Source organism: Idiomarina piscisalsi (genome assembly GCF_002211765.1).
Taxonomy (GTDB): Bacteria; Pseudomonadota; Gammaproteobacteria; order Enterobacterales; family Alteromonadaceae; genus Idiomarina; species Idiomarina piscisalsi_A.
The window spans coordinates 2,219,955-2,237,936 of sequence record NZ_CP022133.1 but is presented as its reverse complement, the minus strand read 5'-3'; the positions used below and the strand labels follow the sequence as shown (position 1 = coordinate 2,237,936).

23 protein-coding genes are annotated in these 17,982 nt (G+C 46.6%); 16 read left to right on the top strand and 7 right to left on the bottom strand.

Features of this window, described 5'->3' with window-relative positions:
* The first annotated feature begins 90 nt into the window (after positions 1-90).
* The 8 genes from CEW91_RS10660 to murA all read left to right on the top strand — a co-directional run bounded on the left by CEW91_RS10660 (position 91) and on the right by murA (position 5,382).
* A complete protein-coding gene (locus CEW91_RS10660) occupies positions 91-678 on the top strand; it encodes a TetR/AcrR family transcriptional regulator (protein WP_088768924.1) in 588 nt (195 codons plus the stop codon).
* A gap of 99 nt (positions 679-777) precedes the next feature.
* A complete protein-coding gene (locus CEW91_RS10655; protein ID WP_088768922.1) occupies positions 778-1,578 on the top strand; it encodes an ATP-binding cassette domain-containing protein in 801 nt (266 codons plus the stop codon).
* Complete coding sequence (gene mlaE, locus CEW91_RS10650; protein WP_088768921.1) at positions 1,575-2,354, top strand: lipid asymmetry maintenance ABC transporter permease subunit MlaE; 780 nt, start codon at positions 1,575-1,577, stop codon at positions 2,352-2,354. Before CEW91_RS10655 ends, mlaE begins: the two co-directional genes overlap by 4 nt.
* A gap of 2 nt (positions 2,355-2,356) precedes the next feature.
* Positions 2,357-2,824: an outer membrane lipid asymmetry maintenance protein MlaD gene (mlaD, locus tag CEW91_RS10645; protein ID WP_088768920.1), complete on the top strand. Its 468-nt coding sequence runs from the start codon at positions 2,357-2,359 to the stop codon at positions 2,822-2,824.
* 16 nt (positions 2,825-2,840) lie between these two features.
* Positions 2,841-3,512, top strand: a complete 672-nt coding sequence (locus tag CEW91_RS10640) for an ABC transporter substrate-binding protein (RefSeq protein ID WP_088768919.1) — start codon at positions 2,841-2,843, stop codon at positions 3,510-3,512.
* Entirely contained in the window at positions 3,512-3,814 is a 303-nt protein-coding gene (locus tag CEW91_RS10635) for an STAS domain-containing protein (protein ID WP_088768918.1), read from the top strand. The genes CEW91_RS10640 and CEW91_RS10635 overlap by 1 nt, the downstream gene beginning before the upstream one ends.
* A gap of 37 nt (positions 3,815-3,851) precedes the next feature.
* A complete protein-coding gene (locus tag CEW91_RS10630; protein WP_088768917.1) occupies positions 3,852-4,106 on the top strand; it encodes a BolA family protein in 255 nt (84 codons plus the stop codon).
* Positions 4,107-4,119: 13 nt separating this feature from the next.
* Positions 4,120-5,382, top strand: coding sequence for a UDP-N-acetylglucosamine 1-carboxyvinyltransferase (gene murA, locus CEW91_RS10625; protein WP_088768916.1), 1,263 nt, complete (start codon positions 4,120-4,122; stop codon positions 5,380-5,382).
* Between the two features lies 1 nt (position 5,383).
* Here murA and CEW91_RS10620 read toward each other — a convergent pair whose 3' ends face one another.
* The 3 genes from CEW91_RS10620 to CEW91_RS10610 form a co-directional block, all read right to left on the bottom strand.
* On the bottom strand, positions 5,384-6,424 hold the full coding sequence (locus CEW91_RS10620) for a trypsin-like peptidase domain-containing protein (RefSeq protein WP_198400868.1): 1,041 nt from the start codon (positions 6,422-6,424) through the stop codon (positions 5,384-5,386).
* A gap of 70 nt (positions 6,425-6,494) precedes the next feature.
* Positions 6,495-7,856, bottom strand: coding sequence for a DegQ family serine endoprotease (locus CEW91_RS10615; protein WP_088768915.1), 1,362 nt, complete (start codon positions 7,854-7,856; stop codon positions 6,495-6,497).
* Positions 7,857-7,943: 87 nt separating this feature from the next.
* Complete coding sequence (locus CEW91_RS10610; RefSeq protein WP_088768914.1) at positions 7,944-8,405, bottom strand: YhcB family protein; 462 nt, start codon at positions 8,403-8,405, stop codon at positions 7,944-7,946.
* A 120-nt stretch (positions 8,406-8,525) separates the two neighbouring features.
* Between CEW91_RS10610 and zapE the strand changes: the two genes are divergently transcribed.
* The 8 genes from zapE (at position 8,526) to CEW91_RS10570 (ending at position 14,647) form a co-directional block, all read left to right on the top strand.
* A complete protein-coding gene (gene zapE, locus CEW91_RS10605) occupies positions 8,526-9,620 on the top strand; it encodes a cell division protein ZapE (RefSeq protein ID WP_088768913.1) in 1,095 nt (364 codons plus the stop codon).
* 197 nt (positions 9,621-9,817) lie between these two features.
* Positions 9,818-10,246, top strand: a complete 429-nt coding sequence (gene rplM, locus CEW91_RS10600) for a 50S ribosomal protein L13 (RefSeq protein ID WP_053953056.1) — start codon at positions 9,818-9,820, stop codon at positions 10,244-10,246.
* Between the two features lie 17 nt (positions 10,247-10,263).
* Positions 10,264-10,656 carry a 30S ribosomal protein S9 gene (rpsI, locus tag CEW91_RS10595; protein WP_088768912.1) on the top strand — a complete coding sequence of 131 codons (393 nt, stop codon included), beginning with the start codon at positions 10,264-10,266 and terminating at the stop codon, positions 10,654-10,656.
* A gap of 225 nt (positions 10,657-10,881) precedes the next feature.
* Positions 10,882-11,472, top strand: a complete 591-nt coding sequence (petA, locus tag CEW91_RS10590; RefSeq protein WP_088768911.1) for a ubiquinol-cytochrome c reductase iron-sulfur subunit — start codon at positions 10,882-10,884, stop codon at positions 11,470-11,472.
* Complete coding sequence (locus CEW91_RS10585) at positions 11,472-12,740, top strand: cytochrome b (protein WP_088768910.1); 1,269 nt, start codon at positions 11,472-11,474, stop codon at positions 12,738-12,740. The genes petA and CEW91_RS10585 overlap by 1 nt, the downstream gene beginning before the upstream one ends.
* Complete coding sequence (locus CEW91_RS10580; RefSeq protein WP_053953052.1) at positions 12,737-13,471, top strand: cytochrome c1; 735 nt, start codon at positions 12,737-12,739, stop codon at positions 13,469-13,471. The genes CEW91_RS10585 and CEW91_RS10580 overlap by 4 nt, the downstream gene beginning before the upstream one ends.
* Positions 13,472-13,552: 81 nt before the next feature.
* Positions 13,553-14,176, top strand: coding sequence for a stringent starvation protein SspA (gene sspA, locus CEW91_RS10575; RefSeq protein WP_088768909.1), 624 nt, complete (start codon positions 13,553-13,555; stop codon positions 14,174-14,176).
* 39 nt (positions 14,177-14,215) lie between these two features.
* A complete protein-coding gene (locus CEW91_RS10570; RefSeq protein WP_088768908.1) occupies positions 14,216-14,647 on the top strand; it encodes a ClpXP protease specificity-enhancing factor in 432 nt (143 codons plus the stop codon).
* 12 nt (positions 14,648-14,659) lie between these two features.
* Here CEW91_RS10570 and dolP read toward each other — a convergent pair whose 3' ends face one another.
* The 4 genes from dolP to CEW91_RS10550 are packed head-to-tail and all read right to left on the bottom strand — an operon-like array spanning position 14,660 to position 17,978.
* Positions 14,660-15,238 carry a division/outer membrane stress-associated lipid-binding lipoprotein gene (gene dolP, locus CEW91_RS10565; RefSeq protein ID WP_088768907.1) on the bottom strand — a complete coding sequence of 193 codons (579 nt, stop codon included), beginning with the start codon at positions 15,236-15,238 and terminating at the stop codon, positions 14,660-14,662.
* A 1-nt stretch (position 15,239) separates the two neighbouring features.
* Positions 15,240-15,782, bottom strand: a complete 543-nt coding sequence (locus CEW91_RS10560; protein WP_232506962.1) for an SIS domain-containing protein — start codon at positions 15,780-15,782, stop codon at positions 15,240-15,242.
* A gap of 2 nt (positions 15,783-15,784) precedes the next feature.
* On the bottom strand, positions 15,785-16,135 hold the full coding sequence (locus CEW91_RS10555) for a YraN family protein (RefSeq protein WP_088768906.1): 351 nt from the start codon (positions 16,133-16,135) through the stop codon (positions 15,785-15,787).
* Positions 16,110-17,978, bottom strand: a complete 1,869-nt coding sequence (locus CEW91_RS10550; protein WP_088768905.1) for a penicillin-binding protein activator — start codon at positions 17,976-17,978, stop codon at positions 16,110-16,112. The genes CEW91_RS10555 and CEW91_RS10550 overlap by 26 nt, the downstream gene beginning before the upstream one ends.
* Between the last annotated feature and the right edge of the window lie 4 nt (positions 17,979-17,982).

The following is a 17,982-nucleotide window of genomic DNA, read 5'->3' as shown; positions in this document are numbered from 1 at the left end:
GGGTTATGCCTACCGCCAAGGCGGAAATCTTGCGATTTTGCCTAAAATTAATTACTATACCAACCAGACGGTTTAGAAAAGGTGTTGTGTATGCAAACCCCAAATGATTCTCAGAACAAAGTCGGTCGCCCCAGTAACAAAGCGCTGATTTTGGATGCTGCGGATAGCTTAGTTGCTAGTGAGGGAGCTTCACACCTGACGTTTGATGCGTTGAGTCAGAAAACCGGTATCAGTAAAGGCGGTTTGCTTTACCACTTCGCCAATAAAGACGCTTTGCTTCAAGCCATGTTGCAGCGTCGTGTTGAGCGTTTTGAGTCGTTGAGAAAAGAGCATCTCAAGCGTCTTGATAGTGACCCAAATAAAGCCCCCAAGAGTATATTATTGGCCGCTTTGGATACGGATGCTGAGTGCGCCCGTTTAGGAAGTGGAATGCTGGCAGCTGCAGCGAGCAACCCTGAATTGCTGGAACCGTTAAAGCGCCATGTTAACGATACCATAAAGCAGATGGAACAGCATTTGGGTGAGCAAGTCGGACGAATGCTTTTTTATTCGGTGCATGGCGCCCGATTGTTCGAGCAATTGAACTTATGCGAGCAGTGTGTAACTGAAAGAGAGCAATTTGCGGAATATTTACTGAATCAAATCGATAAATTAACGGAAACCCACACCGGTAACTGATAAACTTTGCAACAATTATTACGGTGCAGGATGTAACCGGAAACCGTTATACTCTTCAGCTTTAATGAAGCTTAGCGGTCGAGAGAAACAGGAAAGCGTGTGACACAGTTAGTTGAGTTAAAAGACGTTCATTTTGGCCATGGTAACAGACCGCTATACAAAGGTTTGTCGTTAAGTGTGCCAAAAGGAAAAGTGATAGCGGTGATGGGCCCCAGCGGTATCGGCAAAACCACACTGCTGAAACTTATTGGCGGCCAGCTCAAGCCAAGTAAAGGCAGTATTAAAGTGGCTGGTGAAGAGGTGCCTCAGTTAAGCCGGGACAAGCTTTATGAGCTTAGAAAACGCATGAGCATGCTGTTTCAAAGCGGTGCGTTGTTTACCGATATGTCGGTGTTTGACAATGTTGCTTTCCCTTTGCGTGAGCACACTGAGCTTTCAGAAGACATTATTCGCAGCGTTGTTTTGATGAAACTGGAAGCGGTTGGGTTGCGCGGAGCAAGAGATTTAATGCCCTCTGAGTTATCCGGGGGGATGGCACGACGCGCGGCACTGGCCCGGGCTATCGCTCTCGATCCTGAATTAATTATGTACGACGAGCCCTTCGCCGGGCAGGATCCCATTTCAATGGGCGTGATCGTGAAACTGATTAAGTCACTGAATGAATCCTTAGGTTTAACCTCCATCGTGGTCTCTCACGACGTCAAAGAAGTGCTGTCTATCGCTGATTATGCGTACGTCATTGCGAACAAAAAAATTGTTGGTGAAGGTACGCCGGACGAGCTGAGAAATAACAACACCGATATTATTCAGCAGTTTTTACAAGGCAATGCAGATGGTCCTGTGGCGTTTCATTATTCCAATGACGACTTTACGACGGACTTACTGGGGGGCGATAAATGATCCAGTTTTTAGAGAATGTCGGTCGTCGTGTATTAGATAGCGTGGCGGGTATTGGTTTTGCTTTAGCTATGTTTGTCAGCGCTATCATTGGTAAGCCTCAACCGCGCAAATCCTGGCCGTTGTTCATTAAGCAAATGTATGTCGTTGGCGTATTGTCAATGGTCATTATTATTGTCAGTGGCTTGTTTATTGGCATGGTTTTAGGACTCCAGGGCTACACGATATTAGTCGATTACGGTGCCGAACAGAGTCTAGGGCCAATGGTGGCGCTCTCATTGTTGCGTGAATTAGGGCCGGTTGTTACTGGTCTATTGTTTGCCGGCCGGGCCGGCTCAGCGTTGACCGCAGAAATAGGGTTAATGAAGGCGACGGAGCAGTTATCGAGCTTAGAAATGATGGCTGTTGATCCATTACGCCGAGTTATCGCACCGCGGTTCTGGGCCGGTTTAATTAGTATGCCATTGCTGGCACTTATGTTCTCAGCCGTCGGCATTTATGGCGGCTACTTAGTTGGGTCGGGTTGGCTCGGCGTTGACGAAGGTGCGTTTTGGTCTGTCATGCAATCAGCTGTCGACTGGCAGGATGATTTATTAAACGGTGTCATCAAGTCCATTGTTTTTGCTTTTGTTGTTACCTGGATAGCCCTCTACAAGGGGTATCGGGCCGTGCCGACATCCGCAGGTATTAGTGCAGCGACAACCTCAACCGTTGTGACTGCGTCCTTAGCCGTTTTAGGTCTAGACTTTATTCTTACAGCTATCATGTTTGGTGGGTAACCATGGAATCAAGAAAAACACAGTTATGGGTAGGTATTTTTGTTGTACTGGGCGTGTTGGCGCTGTCTTTTATTGCGTTGCGAGCGGCCAGTGGCACCATGACCACATCGGGTGAAACCTACACGCTTTATGCAAAATTCGACAATATTGGTAGCTTGAAAGTACGTTCGCCGGTGAAAGTGGGGGGCGTTGTTGTTGGCCGAGTGACCAATATTTCATTGACCGGAGACTATTACGAGCCGTTAGTTGAAATGTCTATCAGCAAAGAATACGACGAATTTTCCGAGACCAGCTCTGTCTCTGTTCTGACTTCGGGCTTGCTGGGTGAACAGTATTTAGGCTTACAACCGGGTTTTATTGATGACAGTGTCAGCATGCTGGAAGACGGCGATTCAATTACGGATACCAAGTCAGCATTAGTGTTAGAGAACTTAATTGGTCAATTCTTATTTAGTCAGGGCAATGATTAGTATTAAGGAGTCAATCATGTCATTTAAAAAGTGGCTGTTAGCGCTTGTCGCCATGGTGGTTGTGAGCTCAGCAGCAAATGCGGAACTTATTCGTAATGACGACCCGCATGAACTCTTAAAAGAAGTGGCTGAAGTCACGTTTGAACGGATTGAAAACGAGCGAGCCAAAATTGATGAAGATCCAAATTACTTAAAGGTCATTGTGAAAGAAGAGCTCATGCCTTATGTGGATAGCTTGTATGCCTCTAAAAAAGTACTGGGCCGCTACTTAAGAGATACTACCCAAGAGCAGCGGGAAGCCTTTTATCGTGCTTTTTACGACTATTTAGTGGCGACGTATGCGAGAGCCTTTACTCAGTACGATGAGAGCAAACACACGGTATCTTTTGAACCCGCAGCAGAGCTTCCGGATGATGCACGGACGGCGGTTGTAAAAACGCGGGTTAAGGAAACTGGGCGCCCTGAGATACGCCTCGATTTTCGTATTCGTTATGATCGTGATGAAGATATCTGGAAGGCTTATGACTTAGTTGTTGAAGGTATTAGTTTGTTAAATAGCAAACAAAGTGAAATTTCTGCGGTGATTCGCTCCAATGGCATTGATAAAACAATTGAACTTATTGAACAAAAGGCGCAAGAACCTATCAAAGCTGACGAAGAAGTTGATAATCCAGCTGAGGGAATATAATGAGCACGGCACAGGCATCGGTGAGTCGAACAGAAGATAGTGTTATTGCTTTTAAAGGCTCGCTGACGCGTAACAGCGTCCCGGCTTTATGGAAGACCCGCGGACAGTGGCTTGGCGATGAGTTAGTGTCTGTTGATGTCAGCCAGGTTGAGGTTATTGATACTGCCGGTGTTGCGTTTCTGCTGGAAGTAATGAAAGCAACGCAAGGCACTAATGCGCCACTAAAATGCATCGGTGCCTCTGAACAATTGAAGCAAATTGCGTCAGTCAGTGGCGTTGAGTCTCTGCTTTCGTTAAGCTAGTCGCCTTTTGAACAGAACATAAGCGGTCAAATTACAAATGAATGAAGAACAGTTAAAAACATTACTCAACGACGCACTCGATCTCAGTGAACTCTACGTTAAAGTTGACGGCGCCAATGTTGAGATTATTGCCGTCAGTGAAGCGTTCGAAAGCATGAACAAAGTGAAGCGTCAGCAAGCTATTTACGCACCACTGAACCCTCATATTGCCAGTGGTGAAATCCACGCGGTATCCATAAAAGCGTACACGCCGGATGACTGGGCGCGTGATAAAAAACTGATGATGCCTTAAGGCTTGACTGTTGATGGATAAGTTTAAAATCAGAGGTGGGCAGACGTTGTCCGGCACCGTTACTATTTCTGGTGCCAAAAACGCTGCGTTACCTATTCTTATGGCAACCGTATTGCCCTCCGATAAAGTAACACTTTCAAATGTGCCTAACTTGCACGATGTGGATACCTCATTAGAGCTCTTGGATTGCCTTGGTGTCACTCACTCTCGGGTGGGTGAAACAGCAGTGTGCATTGATCCAACCACACTCAATCACTTTAAAGCGCCATATGAGCTGGTGAAGACGATGCGCGCATCCATTTTGGTGCTCGGTCCATTGTTGGCTAAAACAGGTAAGGCCGAAGTCTCTTTACCCGGTGGATGCGCAATAGGCGCTCGACCGGTCAACTTGCACATTGAGGGCCTGCGCAAAATGGGTGCTCATATTGATGTGGAAAATGGCTACATAAAAGCTTCGGTGGATGGGCGTCTTAAAGGCGCTGAGATACTGCTTGATACGGTCAGTGTGACAGGCACTGAAAACTTAATGATGGCGGCGGTATTAGCAGAAGGCCAAACGGTCATAGAGAACGCTGCTCGCGAGCCGGAAATTGTGGATTTGGCGAATTTCCTGAATGCGCTGGGAGCCGATGTCCAGGGCGCTGGTAACGACACCATTTATATTAACGGTGTTGAAACGCTTTCAGGTGGCGAGTACAGCGTCATGCCTGACCGTATCGAAACGGGGACGTTTTTGGTGGCGGCGTTGGCAACGGGCAGTTCAGTTCGCTGCGAGAAAACGGATCCATCCGCCTTGGATGCGGTTATCAAGAAGCTTGAAGAAGCCGGGGCGACCATTGAAAAAGGTGATGACTGGATATCGTTAAAAAGCCCAAAACGGCCAAAAGCGGTCAATATTATTACCGCACCCCACCCAGGCTTCCCGACGGACATGCAAGCGCAATTTTGTACACTCAATACGATTGCTGACGGAACGGCTAATATTCGTGAAACGATTTTTGAAAACCGGTTTATGCATATTCCCGAACTGAGACGCATGGGTGCCAACGTCGACTCTGAAGGTAATACAGCCATTTGTCATGGCATTGATAAATTGACGGGCGCTGAAGTCATGTGTACTGACTTGCGAGCGTCAGCGTCTCTGGTAATTGCCGGACTGGTAGCGACCGGAGAAACCACGGTTGAACGTATTTATCATATTGACCGTGGCTATGAGTCTATTGAGAAAAAGCTACAAGCGCTCGGTGCTGATATTGTTCGCGTCAGCGAAAAGTAAGTTATTTGGGGAGTGCAGCAACGGTGACAGTGGTAACCATTTTCTGTTCTCCCCGGTAAAACTCAACTTCTAACGCTTCGCCGGGCTCAGCATTCGCGACTTTATCGAGCCCCTCTGGTGCTGAATGAACCGGCTGTCCTCCAATAGAAACAATGAAGTCATTACGTCTTAAGCCCGCTAACGCAGCAGGGCTGCCTCTTTCCACCCCAGTCACGTAAATTCCGGATAATGACTGTTGCTCACTAAAATTGGGGTTAACCGTGATGCCGATGTAACCTCTCACTACTTCGCCTTCACGAATTAATGTATCCATAACGGATTGAGCGGTGGCGTAGGGCACGGCAAAATAAATGCCTTCTCCGCCATCGTCGAATGATGAGTTATAGCGAGCGTTATTAATACCGATGAGCTCCCCGGCTGTATTGACTAATGCACCGCCAGACGCACCTTGGTTGATGACGGCATCCATTTGTATCAGATCGGAATAGGAGTTACTCACGCCAACGCGGCCGCCGGTTGCACTAATAATGCCCTGAGTAATGGTTTGGCCAATATTGTAGGGATTACCAATAGCTAACACGATATCGCCAACTTGTACGCGACGATTTGACTGAACCGGAATAACGGGTAAATTATTGGCGTCTATTTTCAACACGGCAAGGTCGGTGTAGCGGTCACTGCCGATGAGTTGCGCTGCGTATCGTCGCCCATCCTGAAGAGCCACTTCAATTTTATCGACGTTGTCGACGACGTGATGTGCCGTCAGAATATAGCCATTTGAGTCCATAATAACGCCAGAGCCAAGCCGCCAAACGCGAGATGACTGAGGCTGGTAGTATGAGCCCTGAATTTCACCCATGCTGTAGATGTTAACAACAGCTGGCGCAGCTTTTTTTACCGCCTGACTAAACGAGATGACGTCGTCCTGAGACTGTCGGAAAGAATTATTCTGACTCCATAAAGGTTGAGTCAGTAACACAATGGCGGCAACGACAAGGCCTAAACCAACCGATTGAAACAAAAACCGTAGTATTGGAGACACGCGTTACTCGCCTTTTATTTATTATTAGGTGGCATCAGCATAGCACTGATGCCACTACAATGTCACAACCTCAGTTAGCGTTACGCAGCACAATGAAGAGTGAGCTGTCGTCACGTTTGACATTCAAAGCGATGACGCCCTGTTTGTCTTCAATAGCCTCTCTTAAATCAGAGACACTCGTAACACGCTTGCGGTTCACGCCTTGAATAATATCACCCTCCTCAAGACCAATACGCGCTGCAGGAGAGCGTTCCTCAAGCTCTGTCACTTCTATACCTTGTTGACCGCTGGCCACCGCTAAGGTTGCCCCTTCAAGCGCCGGGTGAATTGCAGCTGCAGTTACTGAAGTATCCTGAGAGCCTAAAGTGACATCAATGGTCATCTCTTCGCCTTCGCGAATAATGCCCAACTCAATCGCCTGACCAGAGCCAATCGAACCGACTAATGCACCCAGTTCAGAGAATGAGCGAATGGATTGGCCGTTAATTTCAACAATCACATCGCCCGACTCAATACCTGCGTCCGAGGCTGCACTTCCTGGAATAACCTGAGACACAAAAGCACCCCGGTTAACTGGAATATTCAGCGCTTGTGCAACATCGTGAGTGAGGTCGTTACCGCGCACGCCAAGAACACCTCGACGGACTTCGCCGAATTCAATCAATTGCTGAACTAAGTTGTTCATCATGTCAGAAGGAATAGCGAAACCAATACCGATGTTGCCGCCGTTAGGACCTAAAATTGCGGTGTTGATGCCTATGAGCTTGCCATCTAGCGTAACCAGGGCGCCGCCGGAGTTACCACTGTTAATAGCCGCATCGGTTTGAATGAAGTTTTCCAGCTCTTCAATACCAAGGCCGGCACGACCTAATGCGCTGACAATACCTGACGTGACGGTTTGCCCTAATCCAAATGGGTTGCCGATAGCAACAACAAAATCACCAACTCGTAGCTCCGATGATTTACCCAGTTGAATTTCGGTAAGGTTTTTTCCGTTTTCAATTTTCAGTAGCGCAACATCGGAGCGCTCGTCTGTGCCTATCACTTTGGCATCGAACTCGCGTCCGTCTTTTAACGTGACTAAAATTTCGCTTGCATCATCAATGACGTGATTATTAGTAACAACATACCCATTTTCAGCATCAATAATGACGCCCGAACCTAAGCCCTGGAATGGACGTTCACGGACTTGTTCATGAGGGGCGTTTGGGCCAAAGAAGAAGCGCAATGCATCGGGTAGACGCTGTCGGACTTCCCGCTTTCCTTTAACTGAGATGTTGACAACGGCTGGTGTGACTTCTTCAAGCATTGGAGCAAGTGTTGGTTGCTCGTCGTCTTTATCAAAAAATGGAATGCCGGCGTTGGCTGGAGAGCTCAAGGCTGTTGATGCAACAATAACAAGAGCACTGAATAAGGCTAAGACTCGCTTCATGATTAGAGTAACTCCTTAAATAATCACTGACAAACGGTTCCACTTTATGACCGCTTGTCAGTGATATGAGTTCACTCTAAAAATGTTTCAAGATATGTTAGACGGATCTTTTTTGTCTGACTCACGTCGGTCGTCAGAGAAAAGACCGCTAGGTCCTTCCGTATAGTCGCGTGGGATTTGCTCGGCTTCACGACCATCGCGACCCGAACGATGATCTTGATTTAATGAATTCGCAACCCGCAACTGTTTAATTGTGTCTTCCGAGAAGAACGGCAAGTCTCCTTGAGAACCTGGCTGCTGGAGAAGCTCGGCACTTTGGTTCAGGTAGCTTTGTAACTTCTGCTGAGTGTCAGACAGTTGTTCCATCATAGCGTTAGCGGTAGCGAAGTGTTCTGCGACTTCGCGCTGATATTCACCAAGTTGTTGTTGGCTTTTCTCTACCTGCTCTTCAAGATTACCGGACTGACCATTTGTTTGCGTGTAGCGTGCAATGAAAAAGCCAATAATGGCTCCAGCTATCACTAATAAAACTCCAATAATCCAGCTCATAATTGACTCCTCAGCAAATAACAACAGCGTTTTCTTGATTGCTGCATAACACCTTCATGGTAACATAATATTTATTAGGATAATCGCAACTGGGGTGAAGTGGTAGTGCCACAACAGCAAATGTCGCCAATTGATCGTTACCGTTATGACATTGAGCACAATGGTTTTTCAGAGGATGCGGCACAGCTTAACGCTGTCGAGCATTTACAAAGACTTTACGAGGAGCTCTGCGCCTGGAATGACTACCAGCAGGGCTCAGCGTTGAAGCGTTGGTTTTCAAAAGCGCCACCGAAACCAAAAGGGCTTTATTTTTGGGGTGGGGTAGGTCGCGGTAAAACGTATTTGGTGGACACTTTTTTTGAAAGCCTGCCATTTGATGAAAAGTGGCGTATTCACTTTCATCGCTTTATGCATCGTGTCCACAATGAATTAAAGCAGTTAGAGCAGAAAAGCGATCCGTTAGAAATTATTGCGGACAAAATTGCGGATGAAACTCAACTTGTTTGTTTTGATGAGTTTTTCGTGCAGGACATTACTGATGCAATGTTGCTTGGAAAGCTGTTTGAATACTTGTTCGAGCGCGGTGTCATTTTGGTGGCAACATCAAATATTGTCCCGGATGACCTCTATAAAAATGGCCTGCAGCGAGCACGCTTTATTCCGGCAATTAAACTGATAAAAGCAAACTGTGAAGTAGTGAATGTCGATAGCGGAATCGACTACCGGTTGCGTACACTGACTCAGGCCGAGATTTTTCATTCACCGTTAGACCCCCAGGCGGATGATAATCTTTGGCAATATTTTAAGGATCTTGCGCCTGAATGCCGCGATGACTATGAGTCAGACAGTATTGATATCGAAGGTCGGAGGATTGGAATAAGAGCCGAGTGCGATGATGTCGTGTTCTTTGACTTTGAGGATATTTGTAAAACAGCCCGTAGTCAGAATGATTATATGGAAATAGCGCAGCTGTACCACGCCGTATTAGTCAGCAATGTTGAACAAATGGGCGCTGGTAAAGATGATATTGCTCGCCGCTTTATTGCATTAGTTGATGAGTTTTATGAGCGTAAAGTTAAGCTGATTTTGTCAGCAGAAGTACCCATTGAGTCACTTTATACTGAAGGCCAACTGAGCTTTGAATTTCGCCGCTGTGTGAGTCGCCTACAGGAAATGCAGAGCCGTGAATATTTAGCCATGGCACACAAAGCATAAATTTCAAAAAATGCGTGATCTTTGAGCGCATTTTTCCTATAATCCGCGCAGCCCACGTTACAGTCCATTACGTTAACTTCGGTTAAGTAATGGTTGCAGCAAGTAAATTAATGATTTTATTCATTATTTTATTGTTGTGATTCGCGGGGAAGCCCGGAATTACTGTCCGTGAACTTTTAAAATGTAGGTTTTATACAATGAAAACATTTGTAGCCAAGCCAGAAACGGTAAAACGCGACTGGTACGTAGTAGACGCTGAAGGCAAAACTTTGGGTCGTTTAGCTACTGAAATCGCTCGTCGCCTGCGCGGCAAGCACAAGCCTGAGTACACACCTCACGTTGACACTGGCGATTACATCGTTGTTGTTAACGCTGAGAAAGTTGCTGTAACTGGTAACAAAGCTCAGGACAAGATGTACTACTCGCACACTGGATTTCCGGGTGGTATCAAATCAATCAGTTTTGAAAAGCTGATTGCTAAGAAACCAGAAATGGTCATTCAGAAAGCGGTTAAAGGTATGTTACCCCGTGGTCCATTGGGTCGTGCCATGTTCCGTAAACTGAAAGTGTACGCAGGTGCTGAGCATAACCATAATGCTCAACAGCCGAAACAACTGGATATATAATACGGAGCAAGAACACTATGGCAGATAATCAATACTACGGTACTGGTCGTCGCAAAAATTCCACGGCTCGCGTATTTTTGCGTCCTGGTAGCGGCAACATTAAAATTAATCAACGTGAACTGAATGAGTACTTTGGTCGTGAAACCGCACAAATGGTTGTTCGTCAGCCTTTAGAAGCGGTAGAAATGACTGAGAAGTTTGACCTTTACATCACGGTAAGTGGTGGTGGTACTACTGGTCAGGCTGGTGCGATTCGTCACGGTATCACTCGTGCATTAATGCAATACGACGAAGCGCTGCGTTCAACGCTGCGTAAAGAAGGTTACGTTACTCGTGACGCACGTCAGGTTGAACGTAAGAAAATCGGCTTGCATAAAGCACGTAAACGCCCACAATTCTCGAAGCGTTAATCTGCTTTTTGTGTGGTGTCAAAAACCCAGCTTCGGCTGGGTTTTTTTATGCGTACTCCAACAGGGTTACACCTCAGTTGTCGACGCATTACTCTTGTAAAAAGTGTGTCTTTTCTTTATTATCTCAAAGCATTTTCTGTGATCCGCTAAAGCGGACAAAAGCAGCAGCTAATTCCGACTTCGCGGCAATGAATCGTGAAGCGTCCAAAACTGGAGAATAGATGGATGAGCAATGCGCCTGTAGATAAAGGTCGCCGTCGTTTTTTGACTGTCGCAACCTCAGTGGTTGGCGGCGCTGGTGCGGTGGGTGTCGCCGTTCCTTTTATAGCGTCGTGGAACCCGAGTGCGAAAGCGAAAAACGCGGGCGCACCTGTAGAAGTGAATATTCGTAAAGCTGAGCCGGGTCAGTTAATCCGTGTGAAGTGGCGTGGCAAACCTGTATGGGTTGTGCGTCGTACACAGGATATGCTCGATGGGCTGTCGAAAATAGAAGACAGACTTCGTGATCCTAATTCAGAAGAACCACAACAGCCCCCTTACGCACAGAATCAATACCGTTCAATTAAAGAAGAGTTCTTCGTTGCGGTTGGTATTTGTACTCACCTGGGCTGTTCTCCATCTTATTTGCCGAGCGGAATGGGCGAACACGTAGAGGGTGTGGAATCAGGCTTTTTCTGTCCATGCCATGGCTCTAAGTTTGATATCGCCGGACGTGTATTCCAAAGCGTCCCTGCACCATTAAACTTGGTTGTACCGCCGCATTACTTTGTCGACGAGAACACCATTTTGGTGGGTGAAGATAAGGGGCAAGCATAATGTTTAAGCGATTTGTAGAGTGGATGGATGCTCGCATCCCAATGACAAAAACCTGGAACATCCACCTGGCGCAGTACCCAGCTCCAAAAAACTTCAATATGTGGTATGTTTTTGGTTTTTTGGCAACAATAGTTCTTATTAACCAAATACTGACCGGTGTTTGGCTGACAATGAATTATGTACCAAGTGCCGAAGGTGCGTTTGCGTCAGTTGAATACATTATGCGTGACGTTGAATACGGCTGGTTATTGCGTTACATGCACTCAACCGGTGCTTCCGCGTTCTTCGTCGTTGTCTATCTGCATATGTTCCGCGGCATGATGTACGGTTCGTACCAGAAGCCCAGAGAGCTTATCTGGTTGTTCGGTATGTTCATCTTCCTGGTACTTATGGCAGAAGCCTTCATGGGTTACTTATTGCCTTGGGGACAAATGTCCTACTGGGGTGCACAGGTCATCATTTCATTGTTTGGCGCCATCCCGGTTATCGGTGACGACCTGACATTATGGATTCGTGGTGACTACGTTATTTCCGGCGCAACCCTGAACCGATTCTTCGCATTGCATGTTATTGCATTGCCATTAGTGCTGGTTATTTTGGTGTTTTTACACATTGTCGCGTTGCACGAAGTTGGCTCAAACAACCCTGATGGGATTGATACTAAAAAGCCAAAAGGTTCTGTGCCTGACGAAGAAAAACCAAAATTCAAATTCCACGAGCGCTTTACAAGTAAGAAAGACATTGTCGACTCAATACCGTTCTTTCCTTATTACATTATTAAAGATATGTTCGGTTTCGGTGTGTTTCTGTTTGTTTTCTGCTACGTCATTTTCTTTAATCCGGAAATGGGCGGATTTTTCCTGGAGCCACCAAACTTTGAGCCAGCGAACCCTCTGAAGACACCAGAGCATATTGCGCCTGTTTGGTATTTCACTCCGTTCTACGCAATTTTGCGTGCGGTACCCGACAAGTTATTCGGCGTTATTTTAATGTTCGCAGCGATTGTTTTCCTGGCGCTGTTGCCATGGATAGATCGTGGTAAAGTTCGCTCAATTCGCTTCCGTAGCGTATTGCACAAACTGAACTTAACCGTATTTGCGATTAGCTTCATTGTGCTTGGCTATTTAGGTACTCAGCCAGCGACGCCTGTAGCGACTATTTTTGCGCAAATATTTACGTTCCTATACTTCGCTTTCTTCGGGTTACTGTGGTTTTACAGTAAACGTGAGAAGACGAAACCGGTTCCAGAAAGGGTGACGTCGAAATGAAAAAATTGTTAATCGCTCTTATGACTTTGGTCCCGTCGCTGGTTTTCGCGGCGGGTCCAACCGTACCTTTGGACGAAGCTGAGGTTGACCTGCACGATAAAGCATCACTGCAACGTGGCGCACAGTTATACATGAATTACTGCTTGGGTTGTCACCAATTGCAGTATCATCGTTATAACCGAACCTTTGAAGATCTTGGCATTCCACAGGAGCTGGGTGAAGAAAACCTGCAGTTTACTGGTCAAAAAGCGGGTGATCGTATTACCAATAATATGAGCACCGAAGCAGCATCTAACTGGTTCGGCACTGCAGCACCGGATTTAACCAACGTGGCTCGTGTACGTGGAGCGGATTGGATATATACGTATCTGCGTTCGTTCTATACAGACGACAGCCGTCCGTTTGGTGTGAATAATGCCGTGTTCCCGAATGTGGGCATGCCGCACGTATTGCAAGAGCTTCAAGGTGTACCGGAGAAAACATACGAAGAACGTATGATCGACGGGAAGATGAAGGACGTTTATGTAGGAATTAAAACCGATGGTAGCGGTCGCTTATCAGAGAGCGAATATGATCAGGCGGCGCTTGATTTGACCTCGTTCCTGGTTTACATGGGCGAGCCAATGCTATTAGAGCAACGTCGTATTGGATGGTTTGTATTCGGATTCCTACTTATATTTACGCTTTTAGCCTGGTTCTTGAAAAAAGAGTTTTGGAAAGATCTTAAGTAATTGGGTCTGTTTGTCCGCAAAAGCGGAGTTTAAAAGGGTGGCTTGCCACCCTTTTGCCGTTGATATTATCTGGAGAAAGGAATGGCTGTAACAGCAAATAAACGCTCAGTAATGACGTTATATTCAGGAAAAGATGATTTAAAAAGTCATCAGGTGCGTTTGGTTTTGGCTGAAAAAGGTGTTGGTGTTGAAATCACGTTTGTGACGGAAGACTATACACCGGAAGATCTATTGCAGCTTAATCCATATCCCGAGGCGGCGCCCACGCTTGTTGACCGTGATTTAGTGCTTTATAACGCACAAATCATTATGGAGTATTTGGATGAGCGTTTCCCACACCCGCCGCTTATGCCGGTTTACCCTGTCGCACGAGGCACTAGCCGTTTAATGATGTACCGTATCGAGAGAGATTGGTACTCGTTAGCGGACAAAATAGCGGATGGTGATGCACAAGCTAAGCAAGAGTTGAAAGAAGGCATTCTGTCGTTGGCGCCTGTTTTCGCTGACGCACCTTACTTCATGAGTGAAGAGTTCAGCTTAGTCGATTGCTACCTTGCACCGCTACTTTGGCGCTTGCCGGCATATGGCATTGAGCTGGAAGGTCAGGGAGCGAAAGAAATCAAACAATATATGGTGCGCCTGTTTGAGCGTAAGACGTTCCAGGACTCTTTGACTGAAGCTGAAAGAGAGCTTGCGCGCGCTTAATAAACGCGACCATTTGCTTCAAAGGTGGAGGAAGTAACGATGACACCGAAACGTCCTTACTTATTGCGGGCACTGTATGAGTGGATCGTTGACAATGAGCTCACTCCCCATTTGGTGGTTGACGCTACTATTGTGGGGACGGTCGTGCCTCAAAACTTCGTTAGCGACGGACAAATAGTTCTCAATATATCGTCATCTGCAGTACAAGGATTGCAGTTGGGTGATGCTGAAGTTAGGTTTAACGCCCGCTTTGGTGGAAAGCCGATGCAGGTTGTTGTTCCTATGACCGCGGCGTTAGCGATTTATGCGCGTGAAAATGGCGCTGGCGCCATGTTCGAAGCAGAGCCTGAGCTTGACAATATGCCTGAACTTGACGAAGAAGCTGAAGCGTCAACGTCTTCGTCAAAGGAGAGCAGTGACGGCAGCTCAGATAAGCCTAAAAAGCGCAGTCATCTGAAAGTTGTAAAATAAAGTGTTAAGGTATTAACCCTTTATTGTTAATGCCTTAATGACCCTTTCTACACCATCAACATTTCTGGCTATTTCTATAGCCGCATTTGCCTGTTGCTGAGTGACATTACCTAATAAGAAAACTTCCGCGTTCTCAGTCACTACCTTAATACTAGTGGCTGGTACGGCGTCGTTACTGGCGAACTTTAGCTTAATTTTACTGGTTATCCAGCTATCGCCGGCTAACACCCCTGCGCTTGCTTTAGAGCCAATGCGAATTTGATTAAATATCTGATTAATGCCGTTGGTATCGCGAATGGTCTCTTCAGCAAGGCGCTTCAACGCTTCTGTCGGTGCCTGCCCAATAAGAAGGACATTGTTGTTATAACTCACTGCAACCACTCGCGCTTTATTGAGTCTTTCTTCATTACCTAATTTAGCGTTGGCTTTCATTTCAATGGTTTGATCATCGATTTGTGTGCCAATAGTGCGAGGATCGCTGGCAGAGCTAACTCCTACGGCAGCGGCACCAACAGCTACTGCGGCGCAGCCTTGAAGGAGACCTAAACAAAGTGCTGCAATAATTAAACTATGACGACTTTGACTCACCATCTTAATGCTCCTCAGGAAAAATAGTCGACTCAATTTGCTCGCACAGGCTGTGCAGTATGAATAACTGTGTTTCTAGCACTCTGGCTGCGTTTAAACTTGGGACGCGCAGCTCAACATCGTTAGGCCCGAGTAACCCTGATACTAACTCGTTTCCTTCGCCAGTTAGTGCAATAATGATCATCTCCCGGCTAATCGCACTTTCCATGACGCCGGTCAGTTGTTCTGAATCTTTATCCGCAATAACCAGTAGTATATCCCCCGACTGACCAAGTGCCGCCAGTTGCTTTTTGGGATTGGCAGACAAGCTCATGACAGGAAAAGGAGGACGCTCCAACTTCATTCCTTCTGTCATTAAGTGTACAAAATGATCGGCTAACGAGCTGCTTGTATCGGTTCCTGAGATAAAAACACGTTGGCCATTAAGCAAATGCCCAACAAGCAATTCAACAGTTCCCCGCATGTCTTCAGAAAGACTTTCAACTGCTGATATTTGGGTTTGAATGCTCTGTGTAAAAAGCGCTTTTACAGACTCGTCAGTCATCATTGTTAAAATGCGTCCTTAATCCATTCTATTTCAGTAGAGCTTCCGCTAATACCAATCACATCAAACCGAATGGCAGAGGTGTGTTCATCGATATTATGAGTCATTAAATAATGGCGCGCAGTATAGCGAATTCTACGACATTGTTGGGGAGTGATTTGTTCCAGAATTGACGCAAACTTTTCATTCGTCCGATACTTCACTTCAACAAATACCCAGTAGTTTTTGTCTCTCGCGATGAGGTCAACCTCACCGCCGTCAATTCGATAATTTTCCTGTATGGTATCGATGTCATGTTGAGACAGAAACGTTTTCGCCAACGCTTCGGCTTTATTGCCTGCGACTTTTTCCTGCACTGGGCTGTTCCTCTAATACGGTCAGACGTCCATTTCTAAATGCAGCCCATTGTAACTGCCTCTGCACAATTTGTTGCTCCACATTCAGGGTACCGCTTAGACCGTTCAATTGCGTCCCCGGCATGCGTTGCATGATAGTCAGACGCTGTACTAAGTCGACACTGTCGTAGCCCATAGCCGCTAATCTGGCTTGCGACAGACCCCACCCAGGGCGAGCCTCAAGCCATTGATTAAGTAGCACATTTTTCCCATTATTTTGAACTAGCCAAGGAGTCTCGGAAAATATGAGACCGTTCAAATCGTTGTCGCCCAGTTGATTGCTGAGCTCATGCGCAGATGAGGTTCCGTAAACCAGAATACGCTGAGCAAACGGTGATATACTTACATCAATAAAGGGTTTTAACAGACGAACTTGTTGGAGATTACCCGGCAAGTAAATACCACTTATATCACGGCGACTCCGCTCTTGCTCGTCAACGATGATTTTACCTGCCGCAATTTTTACTGCGCGAATACGTTCTTTACTGCCAATAAGCCCCAGCGACGTTTCAACCGCCGACTTCATGTCATCGCGCTGACTAAATAAGCTGACTGAAGGCTCATTAATACCTGACCAGCTTGCCTTGTATCGTTCAACCATTCGCTTTGAACTTGGCGTGTCTGCGGCCAGGACCAGCGGACGCTTAGTTTGGCTCGATGCCGAACTCATAAATTCCGACGCTTGCTCTGCTTCTGTTTCAGGGTTTAGTGCAAAGAAAAGGGCTGTGTCGCCTTCAGCCGATTGAGGTGTATTGTTGTCAAGTTGATTAAGGAATACTTGAGGAATCGCTGAATTTGTCTGGTTGACCCAATGAGTAACAGACTCTTTTAAAAGGGGCCCAATAATGCCGGCCGGCTTTAGCTCTTGTACTTTTGACTGCTGTTGTTCGAAGCTTAATGCATTTGTATCAATAAAGACCAGTTCAGACGAGGTGCTTTCACTGACCTTTGCAATGATACCGTCGCGCACGGCCAAACCTTGAGCTTCATATTGACCGGACAGTGGCAGCAATACCGCAATGGTTTTAGCTGTGTTCATTTCCGGTTCAGCCTGTTCACTATTCGCCTGTTTCCATGAGCGAACCAGTTCTTGTGCAGGATGATTCGGAAAACTGTTTTGCCAGTTATCCAGTAACCTTGCGAAAGACTCCGGCGATGTCATTGCCTGGTGGTGATTATCAATGAGCCGCCACCAACCCGCTAAAATCAGGTCTCTGGGGCGCGCTTCCGGCAGTTGCGATTGGGTAACCCAGCGAGCTGTCTGCCATAACAATTGCGGTGAGGGGTCGTCGGAATAGCGTTGGGCTTCCACTTGCCATATCAGCGCTTGCCAGTACTGCTTCCTCTCGCTGGCGGCAAACGCAAGCAATTCAAGGGTTAAACGTTTGTATTCTTTTTGAGTGAAACGTTCGGGAAGCCCGTTCAGAACGTCGTAAACCAAAGACCATTGCTCATTGTGCGCGTACCAACGACCCTTAGCCAAACGATAATAGCGGTTTGCATCGTTAGTGAGTTGGCTTTTATCTAAGCGGGACAGTATTGCTGCTGACTTTTGCCATTGCTTTTCATCTTGTAGGGTTAATGCTGCCTGCACAAGAGCCGAGTTTTTAGCGATGTCATTGGAAGCCTGCCAAGCGTCATCGAGCCAATCGGCGGAACGTTTAGCGTCTTCTAAATCAAGAGTTTGCTGTTGAACGTCCGGACGCTCTTGCGGCGCCTGGGTGCGTTTAGGCGCTGACGTGCATTGTGTCAGAGCAAAGCAGGCAATAATGGCGATATAAACAAAACGATACGCTTTAAACACAGTA

Excerpts from the sequence above, each read along its gene's own strand:
- dolP (WP_088768907.1), bottom strand. The coding sequence starts at position 15,238 with ATGGTGAGTCAAAGTCGTCATAGTTTAATTATTGCAGCACTTTGTTTA.
- CEW91_RS10610 (WP_088768914.1), bottom strand. The coding sequence starts at position 8,405 with ATGAGCTGGATTATTGGAGTTTTATTAGTGATAGCTGGAGCCATTATT.
- rplM (WP_053953056.1), top strand. The coding sequence starts at position 9,818 with ATGAAAACATTTGTAGCCAAGCCAGAAACGGTAAAACGCGACTGGTAC.
- rpsI (WP_088768912.1), top strand. The coding sequence starts at position 10,264 with ATGGCAGATAATCAATACTACGGTACTGGTCGTCGCAAAAATTCCACG.
- zapE (WP_088768913.1), top strand. The coding sequence starts at position 8,526 with ATGTCGCCAATTGATCGTTACCGTTATGACATTGAGCACAATGGTTTT.
- CEW91_RS10585 (WP_088768910.1), top strand. The coding sequence starts at position 11,472 with ATGTTTAAGCGATTTGTAGAGTGGATGGATGCTCGCATCCCAATGACA.
- CEW91_RS10615 (WP_088768915.1), bottom strand. The coding sequence starts at position 7,856 with ATGAAGCGAGTCTTAGCCTTATTCAGTGCTCTTGTTATTGTTGCATCA.
- sspA (WP_088768909.1), top strand. The coding sequence starts at position 13,553 with ATGGCTGTAACAGCAAATAAACGCTCAGTAATGACGTTATATTCAGGA.
- CEW91_RS10630 (WP_088768917.1), top strand. The coding sequence starts at position 3,852 with ATGAATGAAGAACAGTTAAAAACATTACTCAACGACGCACTCGATCTC.
- CEW91_RS10580 (WP_053953052.1), top strand. The coding sequence starts at position 12,737 with ATGAAAAAATTGTTAATCGCTCTTATGACTTTGGTCCCGTCGCTGGTT.
- mlaE (WP_088768921.1), top strand. The coding sequence starts at position 1,575 with ATGATCCAGTTTTTAGAGAATGTCGGTCGTCGTGTATTAGATAGCGTG.
- CEW91_RS10640 (WP_088768919.1), top strand. The coding sequence starts at position 2,841 with ATGTCATTTAAAAAGTGGCTGTTAGCGCTTGTCGCCATGGTGGTTGTG.
- CEW91_RS10660 (WP_088768924.1), top strand. The coding sequence starts at position 91 with ATGCAAACCCCAAATGATTCTCAGAACAAAGTCGGTCGCCCCAGTAAC.
- CEW91_RS10635 (WP_088768918.1), top strand. The coding sequence starts at position 3,512 with ATGAGCACGGCACAGGCATCGGTGAGTCGAACAGAAGATAGTGTTATT.
- CEW91_RS10560 (WP_232506962.1), bottom strand. The coding sequence starts at position 15,782 with ATGATGACTGACGAGTCTGTAAAAGCGCTTTTTACACAGAGCATTCAA.
- murA (WP_088768916.1), top strand. The coding sequence starts at position 4,120 with ATGGATAAGTTTAAAATCAGAGGTGGGCAGACGTTGTCCGGCACCGTT.
- petA (WP_088768911.1), top strand. The coding sequence starts at position 10,882 with ATGAGCAATGCGCCTGTAGATAAAGGTCGCCGTCGTTTTTTGACTGTC.
- CEW91_RS10570 (WP_088768908.1), top strand. The coding sequence starts at position 14,216 with ATGACACCGAAACGTCCTTACTTATTGCGGGCACTGTATGAGTGGATC.
- mlaD (WP_088768920.1), top strand. The coding sequence starts at position 2,357 with ATGGAATCAAGAAAAACACAGTTATGGGTAGGTATTTTTGTTGTACTG.